Origin of the sequence: Pseudomonas sp. BIGb0558, assembly GCF_024807515.1 — a bacterium.
Classification (GTDB): domain Bacteria; phylum Pseudomonadota; class Gammaproteobacteria; order Pseudomonadales; family Pseudomonadaceae; genus Aquipseudomonas; species Aquipseudomonas yamanorum_A.
This window is the reverse complement of sequence record NZ_JANUEW010000038.1, coordinates 43084-51965: the sequence shown is the minus strand read 5'-3', so window position 1 is coordinate 51965 and position 8882 is coordinate 43084. Positions and strand designations below refer to the sequence as shown.

Here is an 8882-nt window from a genome sequence, read left to right as displayed (position 1 = left end):
TAACTCTTTGTTTACCAAGGAGTTTTCCGTTTCGACTGCGCCGGAAGTGGGGCGAATTATAGACTTCCAGAATCTGCCGTCAACCCTTAATTCAGGTTTTCTATCAAATAGGCACTTTTGGCTAAAAATCGACCAATATTCCTCTTCTATATAGAGATAGAGCACCTCAACAGCCCTCTATATAGAAGGGAAGCCTTAGATGACCCCAGCCTCCCTCAACGCCGACACATTCGCCTGCGTCAAACCCAGCACTTGCTGCAGCACCTGGTGGGTATGCTCACCCAACAACGGAGGCGCACTGCGATATTCAACAGGGGTCTTGGACAGCCGCATAGGGCTGGCCACTTGGGGCACCATCCCTGCCAACGCATGAGGCAACTCCATCGCCAACCCGCGGGCCTTTACTTGCGGGTCCGCAAACACCTGCGCCAAGTCATTGATTGGCCCGCAAGGCACACCCACACGCTCCAACTGAGCCACCCATTCAGCGGTGGTCTTGAATACAGTCGCCTGGCGGATCAATGGAATCAGCGTCGCCCTATTGGCCACTCGCAGCTTATTAGTGGCAAACCGCGGGTCATCCGCCCACTGCGACTGACCCGCCACCTCAGCGAACTTGCGGAACTGCCCATCGTTACCCACGGTAAGAATGAAGTCGCCATCCGCTGTGGGGAAATCCTGATAAGGCACAATATTCGGATGAGCATTACCCAGACGCTTGGGAGAGACACCCGTCGTCAGATAGTTCATCGCCTGGTTGGCCAGACAGGCCACCTGCACATCCAGCAGCGCCATATCGATATGCTGACCGCCGCCATCATGATCCCGATGAGCCATCGCAGCCAGGATCGCCACCGTAGAATAAAGCCCCGTGAGGATATCCGTCAGCGCCACCCCCACCTTGACCGGCCCAGCACCGTCTTCACCCTCGGGACGGCCAGTCAGGCTCATCAGCCCACCAAGCCCCTGGATCATGAAGTCGTACCCCGCCCGCGTCGCATAAGGACCTGTCTGGCCAAAACCGGTAATCGAGCAGTAGATCAACTCCGGATTGATCTCCTTGAGCGACTCATAATCCAGCCCATAGGCCGCCAAGCCACCCACCTTGAAGTTCTCGATCAGAATGTCGGACTTCGCCGCCAGGTCACGCACCAGCTTCTGGCCTTCCGGCCGCGTGAAGTCGATGGTCACCGACTCCTTATTGCGATTGGCCGACAGATAATAGGCCGCCTCAGTGGTGTTCTCCCCATACGCATCCTTGAGAAAGGGAGGGCCCCAGGCGCGAGTGTCGTCGCCGTTACCGGGCCGCTCGACCTTGATCACTTCAGCACCAAGGTCCGCAAGTATCTGCCCAGCCCAAGGGCCCGCCAGCACTCTAGACAAATCCAGTACCCGCAGGTGCGATAGCGCGCCCATGGTCGTCCTCCTATTAATAGAACGCCTGAATACCGGTTTGCGCGCGACCCAGGATCAGCGCATGCACGTCGTGGGTACCCTCATAGGTATTCACCACCTCAAGATTGACCAGGTGGCGGGCAATGCCGAACTCATCGGAGATACCGTTGCCACCGAGCATGTCACGCGCCATCCGGGCAATGTCCAGGGACTTGCCGCAGGAATTGCGCTTCATGATCGACGTGATCTCCACCGCCGCAGTACCTTCATCCTTCATGCGGCCCAACCGCAGGCAACCTTGCAGGGCGAGGGTGATCTCCGTCTGCATGTCTGCAAGTTTCTTCTGGATCAATTGGGTTGCCGCCAATGGCCGCCCGAACTGCTGACGATCAAGGGTGTACTGGCGCGCGGTGTGCCAGCAGAATTCCGCAGCACCCAGCGCGCCCCAAGAAATCCCGTAACGCGCCGAATTCAGGCATGTGAAGGGGCCTTTCAAACCACGCACATCCGGGAAGATGTTTTCTTCAGGAACAAAAACGTTATCCATGACGATCTCACCGGTGATCGAGGCGCGCAGCCCGACCTTGCCGTGAATCGCCGGGGCACTCAGGCCCTTCCAACCTTTTTCCAATACGAAGCCACGAATGTCGCCCGCATCGTCCTTGCCCCACACCACAAACACATCGGCAATCGGACTGTTAGTGATCCACATCTTGTTGCCGGTGAGGCTGTAGCCGCCATCCACCTTGCGTGCACGAGTAATCATCGCGCCTGGGTCGGAACCATGGTTGGGCTCCGTCAGACCAAAGCAGCCAATCCATTCGCCAGAAGCCAGCTTGGGCAGATATTTCTGCTTTTGAGCTTCGGTGCCGAACTCATTGATAGGCACCATCACCAGCGAAGACTGCACACTCATCATTGAACGGTAGCCGGAGTCCACACGCTCCACTTCACGAGCGATCAGGCCATAGCTGACGTAGTTCAAACCGCTACCACCGTACTGCTCGGGAATCATGGCACCCAGCAAACCGGTCTCGCCCATTTCACGGAAGATCGCTGGGTCGGTCTTTTCATGTCGAAAGGCTTCGAGCACACGCGGCGCCAGCTTGTCCTGGGCGAACTGCTCGGCGCTGTCGCGCACCATGCGCTCTTCTTCAGTGAGCTGTGAATCCAGCAGCAGTGGATCGATCCAGTTGAAGCTTGCCTTACCGCCCATGAGTGATTCCTCGCGAAGTAAATCAAAAGTCGTGCATGGAGCCTAGGCCGGGCAGACGAGGAGGGCAAACGAGGTTTTTGCATAGCGTTGTGCTAATTTCTCACTCCGAAACATCCATAACCGGCATAGATGCATTTCACTTGTGAGGCTACGGTACATGCGCAGAAAGATTCCCAGCACCACGGCGCTTGTCAGTTTTGAGGCGGCAGCCCGCCACGAGAGCTTTACCAAGGCTGCGCAGGAGCTTTCGATCACCCAAGGCGCAATCTGCCGACAGATCGCCAGCCTTGAGGAGTTTTTGAGTGTCGAGCTATTTCGGCGCTCGCGCCGAGGCGTGAAACTGACAGAAGCCGGGCTTTCCTACAGCCGCCGAGTAGCCACACAGCTGGACGCGGTCGAACGCGACACTCTGTCGGTAATGGGCCAGCAGGGCACCAACGTCATCGAACTGGCAGTGGTCCCGACCTTTGGTACCCAGTGGCTGATCCCGCGCCTCAAGGACTTCCAGCACCGGCACCCGGAGGTCACCGTCAACCTGACTAACCGCACACGACCTTTCCTGTTCGCCGATACTGAATTCGACGCGGCGATCTACTTTGGGGATGCCGACTGGTCCGGTACCGAATCCCACAAACTGATGGGAGAAAACCCGCTCCCAGTGTGCAGCCCACGCTTGCTGGGTGAGCGCGCGCACTTCAGCGCGCAGGAAATCGCCGAACTGCCCCTGCTGCAGCAAACCACTCGACCCTATGCCTGGCGCCAATGGTTCAACGCGCAACAGCTGGACATACCCCGCGACATGACAGGCCCGCGTTACGAGCTATTCTCCATGTTGTCCCAGGCAGCCATGCACGACATGGGCATTGCACTGATCCCGCCGTTCCTCATTCAAAGGGAATTGAACGAAGGGCACCTGGTGGTCGCAAGCCCTCAGGTACTGGCGAGCTCGAAGGCTTACTATTTGATGATTCCAGAGAGAAAAGTCGAATCTGCTTCTCTCCACGCGTTCAGAGACTGGCTGATCGACCAGTCACTACGCTACAACCCCAATATCTAAAGGGAAAGTCAAACTTATTGACTCTGTAGTCAGCAAATAAAAATACCTACATATGTATATATATGTCGCAATTTAGAAGACCGTATCTTTTGACTCTGAATCAGCCTTAAAGCCACGCCTGTATTGGTCTGTAGGCATAAAGTCACAGCGATACACAGCCATTCACGTTGGCGATGGCGAAAAGCCAATATTTTAGCCAAACCCCTTTAATTACCTGTATTTAAAGGAGTTATATCCAAGCATTGCGACAATCAGTCACAGGGTGACTTGTAGTTAATTTTTCGTCACCCGTCATAATCTCTTGAAGGCCGTAAAGTTCGCCTGCAAAATGCCGCGCCCCGCTGTATTTCAGCGGGATCGTGCTGATCGGCCGCCCAGATGTACCTCTCGCGGTGCACTGGCCTTTTTACAAAAATCAAAGCAAAAAGATCATGCAGGAGATTTGACGTGCACATTGGTGTTCCTCTCGAAACCCAGACCGGTGAAACGCGGGTGGCTGCCACCCCGGAAACCATCAAGAAGCTGATCGGCCAGGGCCACAAGGTCACTGTGCAAAGCGGGGCAGGCATCAATGCCAGTGTCGTCGACAGTGCCTATGAAGCGGCGGGCGCCACCATTGGCAGCGCCAGCGATGCGTTCGGTGCCGAGCTGATTCTCAAAGTGGTCGCCCCGAATGACAGCGAACTCACGCTGATCAAAAGCGGCACCGTGTTGGTGGGCATGCTCAATCCGTTCAGCAACGAAACCATCACCCGACTGGCCGAGCATGGCGTCACCGCCTTTGCCCTTGAGGCCGCACCGCGCACCTCCCGCGCGCAGAGCCTGGATGTGCTGTCTTCCCAGGCAAACATTGCCGGCTACAAGGCTGTATTGCTCGCCGCCCATCACTACCCGCGCTTCATGCCAATGCTGATGACAGCCGCGGGTACGGTGAAAGCCGCGCGCGTGCTGATTCTCGGTGCCGGCGTAGCAGGGCTACAGGCGATCGCCACCGCAAAACGCCTGGGAGCGGTTATCGAAGCTTCCGACGTGCGCCCGGCCGTAAAGGAACAGATCGAATCCCTGGGCGCCAAGTTCGTCGACGTGCCCTACGAAACCGATGAAGAGCGCGAATGCGCCGTCGGCGTTGGCGGCTACGCGCGCCCGATGCCTACCAGCTGGATGCAGCGTCAGGCCCTGGCCGTGCACGAACGCGCCAAACAGGCCGACATCGTCATCACCACTGCATTGATCCCGGGCCGCAAGGCGCCAACCCTGCTCAGCGCCGAGACCGTCGCACAGATGAAGCCGGGCTCGGTGGTCATCGATCTCGCAGCCGCCCAAGGCGGCAACTGCCCGCTGACCGTGGCCGACCAGGTGGTCGTGGAAAACGGCGTGACCATCTGCGGCCCGACCAACCTGGCTGGCGCCGTCGCCGCCGATGCCTCGGCGCTGTATGCACGCAACCTGCTGGACTTCCTGAAGCTGGTCTTCACCAAGGAAGGGCAGTTTGAAATCAACCTCGAAGACGACATCGTCGCCGCGTGCCTGATGTGCCGCGACGGCCAAGTCATCCGCAAAAACGCCTAAGCAGGGATTCAGACGATGGAAGAGCTTATCTCCCCCGGTATCTACAACCTGATCATCTTCGTGCTGGCGATTTATGTCGGTTATCACGTGGTCTGGAACGTCACCCCGGCCTTGCACACCCCGCTGATGGCCGTGACCAACGCGATTTCAGCGATCGTGATCGTCGGCGCCATGCTGGCCGCCGCGCTCACCGTGACGCCGCTGGGCAAGACCATGGGCACCCTCGCCGTGGCACTCGCGGCGGTCAACGTGTTCGGTGGTTTCCTGGTTACCCGCAGAATGCTTGAGATGTTCAAGAAGAAAGCCCCGAAAGTAAAAGAAGAGGCGCCGAAGTAATGAGCATGAATCTCGTCACGACGCTCTACCTGATCGCGTCGATCTGCTTTATCCAGGCCCTCAAGGGCTTGTCACACCCAACCACCTCTCGGCGGGGCAACCTGTTCGGCATGCTTGGCATGGCGCTGGCGGTACTCACCACCGTGGGCCTCATCTATAAGCTCGGCGCTGAGCTGGCGACCGCCGGCATTGGCTACGTCATCGTAGGCCTGCTGGTTGGCGGCACTGCTGGCTCGATCATGGCCAAGCGCGTGGAAATGACCAAGATGCCGGAGCTGGTGGCATTCATGCACAGCATGATCGGCTTGGCTGCCGTATTCATCGCCATCGCTGCGGTCGTGGAACCACAATCCCTGGGTATCGTGAAGCACCTGGGCGATTCGATTCCCGCCGGTAACCGCCTGGAGCTGTTCCTCGGCGCCGCCATCGGTGCGATTACCTTCTCCGGTTCCGTCATCGCCTTCGGCAAGCTCTCGGGCAAGTACAAGTTCCGTCTCTTCCAGGGCGCACCGGTACAGTTCGGCGGTCAGCACAAGCTGAACCTGGTGCTGGGCCTGTTGACCCTGGGCCTGGGCCTGGCCTTCATGTTCACCGGCAACCTCAGCGCCTTCGCCCTGATGCTGGCCCTGGCGTTCGTGCTGGGTGTGCTGATCATCATCCCGATCGGCGGCGCAGACATGCCGGTAGTCGTCTCGATGCTCAACAGCTACTCCGGTTGGGCTGCGGCGGGCATCGGCTTCTCGCTGAACAACTCTATGTTGATCATCGCGGGCTCGCTGGTGGGTTCAAGCGGCGCGATCCTGTCGTACATCATGTGCAAGGCGATGAACCGTTCCTTCTTTAATGTACTGCTCGGCGGTTTCGGCAACACGGCTGACGCAGCAGGCCCGGCCGGTTCGAAAGAAGCGCGCCCGGTGAAATCCGGCTCGGCTGACGATGCGACCTTCCTGCTGACCAACGCCGATACCGTGATCATCGTCCCGGGCTACGGCCTGGCAGTGGCGCGGGCGCAGCACGCACTGAAAGAGCTGACCGAGAAGCTGACCCACCGCGGCGTGACCGTAAAGTACGCGATCCACCCGGTCGCCGGTCGCATGCCTGGACACATGAACGTGCTGCTGGCGGAGGCAGAAGTACCTTACGACCAAGTGTTCGAGATGGAAGATATCAACTCCGAGTTCGGCCAGGCCGACGTGGTGCTGGTGCTCGGCGCCAATGACGTGGTCAACCCGGCCGCCAAGAACGATCCCAAGTCGCCAATTGCGGGCATGCCGATCCTCGAAGCGTTCAAGGCCAAGACCATCATCGTCAACAAACGCTCGATGGCCAGCGGCTACGCCGGCCTGGACAACGAACTGTTCTACCTGGACAAGACCATGATGGTCTTCGGCGATGCCAAGAAGGTCATCGAAGACATGGTCAAGGCCGTCGAATAAACACTGCGCCAGCGCAATACCCAAAACCCTGGCCTTTAGTAGGCTGGGGTTTTTTATTGCCGATGAAAACCGACAAAAGGCTCTAAATCGCTGCCTGGCATTCGACCATGGTAGCGGGACGAAATTTTTTGAAATCACTAGACTGCGCATCTTGCTTCCGTAGCCCGAGATAACAATCCATGTACCGTGATCGTATCCGCTTGCCTTCGTTGTTGAACAAGGTCATGAGCGCGGCTGACGCTGCCGCACTGATCCAGGACGGCATGACCGTCGGCATGAGCGGCTTCACCCGCGCCGGTGAAGCCAAGGCCGTGCCCCACGCCTTGGCCGAACGCGCCAAGACCTCGCCGCTGAAAATCACCCTGATGACGGGCGCCAGCCTGGGCAACGACCTGGACAAGCAACTGACCGAAGCCGGCGTACTGTCGCGACGCATGCCGTTCCAGGTGGACAGCACCCTGCGCAAGGCGATCAACGCCGGCGAAGTGATGTTTATCGACCAACACCTGTCGGAGACGGTCGAGCAGCTGCGCAACAATCAGCTCAAGCTGCCAGACATTGCGGTCATCGAAGCCGTGGCGATCACCGAGCAAGGCCATATCGTGCCGACCACTTCCGTGGGCAACTCCGCCAGTTTCGCTATTTTCGCCAAGCAGGTGATCGTCGAGATCAACATGGCGCATAACCCGAACCTGGAAGGTCTGCACGACATCTATATCCCGAGCTATCGCCCGACCCGCACGCCGATTCCGTTGGTGGCCGTGGACGACCGTATCGGTAGCACCGCGATCCCGATCCCGCCGGAGAAGATCGTCGCCATCGTCATCACCAACCAGGCAGATTCGGCCTCCACCGTGACGCCGCCCGACAGCGACACCCAGTCGATCGCCAATCACCTGATCAACTTCCTTAAAGAAGAAGTCGACGCCGGCCGCATGACCAACAAGCTTGGCCCATTGCAGGCGGGTATCGGCAACATTGCCAACGCGGTGATGTGCGGCCTGATCGAGTCGCCGTTCGAAGACCTGACGATGTACTCGGAAGTACTGCAGGACTCCACGTTCGACCTGATCGACGCCGGCAAGCTGAGCTTCGCCTCGGGCAGCTCGATTACCTTGTCGGAACGGCGCAACGCTGACGTGTTCGGCAACCTGGAACGCTACAAAGACAAACTGGTGCTGCGGCCACAGGAAATTTCCAACCACCCGGAAGTCGTGCGGCGGCTGGGCATTATCGGCATTAACACCGCGCTGGAGTTCGACATCTACGGCAACGTCAACTCCACCCACATCTGCGGCACGCGGATGATGAACGGGATTGGCGGCTCGGGTGACTTTGCGCGCAACGCGCACCTGGCAATCTTTGTCACCAAGTCGATTGCCAAGGCCGGGGCGATTTCCAGCGTAGTGCCGATGGTCAGCCATGTGGACCATACCGAACATGACGTCGACATCCTCGTGACCGAGGTCGGCCTGGCAGACCTTCGCGGCCTGGCGCCGCGGGAACGGGCCCGGGTGATCATCGACAACTGCGTGCACCCGGCGTACCGCGACGCCCTGAACACTTACTTCACCCAAGCCTGCGCACTGGGCGGTCACACCCCGCATATCCTGCGGGAGGCACTGAGTTGGCACATCAACCTGGAAGAAACCGGGCATATGCTGAAGGCGTGATTGATACAGATTCGGACTGATGCAAACACAGTTTCATCAGTCCGAGCTTCCCAACCCATATTTTTAAAAAAACTGTACTGCTGTACCGGTCATTTCCTACCGAAAAATCCTACTCATACCGCCAAATACACCTAAAACGCACCATAAAAGTGCCGACAGGTACAGTTGCCCCAATTTCGTACAGTACAGCCCCTATAAAC

At 58.3% G+C, this 8882-nt stretch carries 7 protein-coding genes; 5 read left to right on the top strand and 2 right to left on the bottom strand.

The features are described from left to right. Positions 1 to 195: 195 nt before the first annotated feature. A complete protein-coding gene (locus M2400_RS28145) occupies positions 196 to 1416 on the bottom strand; it encodes a CaiB/BaiF CoA-transferase family protein (RefSeq protein WP_177043526.1) in 1221 nt (406 codons plus the stop codon). Between the two features lie 13 nt (positions 1417 to 1429). Further along, positions 1430 to 2611 carry an acyl-CoA dehydrogenase gene (locus M2400_RS28140; RefSeq protein WP_177043527.1) on the bottom strand — a complete coding sequence of 394 codons (1182 nt, stop codon included), beginning with the start codon at positions 2609 to 2611 and terminating at the stop codon, positions 1430 to 1432. Positions 2612 to 2768: 157 nt separating this feature from the next. Between M2400_RS28140 and M2400_RS28135 the strand changes: the two genes are divergently transcribed. From M2400_RS28135 to M2400_RS28115, 5 genes are all read left to right on the top strand, one after another. Next, positions 2769 to 3668, top strand: a complete 900-nt coding sequence (locus M2400_RS28135; protein ID WP_177043528.1) for a LysR family transcriptional regulator — start codon at positions 2769 to 2771, stop codon at positions 3666 to 3668. A gap of 447 nt (positions 3669 to 4115) precedes the next feature. Continuing rightward, on the top strand, positions 4116 to 5237 hold the full coding sequence (locus tag M2400_RS28130) for a Re/Si-specific NAD(P)(+) transhydrogenase subunit alpha (protein WP_177043529.1): 1122 nt from the start codon (positions 4116 to 4118) through the stop codon (positions 5235 to 5237). Between the two features lie 15 nt (positions 5238 to 5252). Continuing rightward, entirely contained in the window at positions 5253 to 5573 is a 321-nt protein-coding gene (locus M2400_RS28125; RefSeq protein WP_003187417.1) for an NAD(P) transhydrogenase subunit alpha, read from the top strand. Next, complete coding sequence (locus tag M2400_RS28120) at positions 5573 to 7009, top strand: NAD(P)(+) transhydrogenase (Re/Si-specific) subunit beta (protein WP_003214748.1); 1437 nt, start codon at positions 5573 to 5575, stop codon at positions 7007 to 7009. Before M2400_RS28125 ends, M2400_RS28120 begins: the two co-directional genes overlap by 1 nt. Positions 7010 to 7188: 179 nt before the next feature. Further along, positions 7189 to 8682, top strand: coding sequence for an acetyl-CoA hydrolase/transferase family protein (locus M2400_RS28115; protein ID WP_177043530.1), 1494 nt, complete (start codon positions 7189 to 7191; stop codon positions 8680 to 8682). Positions 8683 to 8882 lie beyond the last annotated feature (200 nt).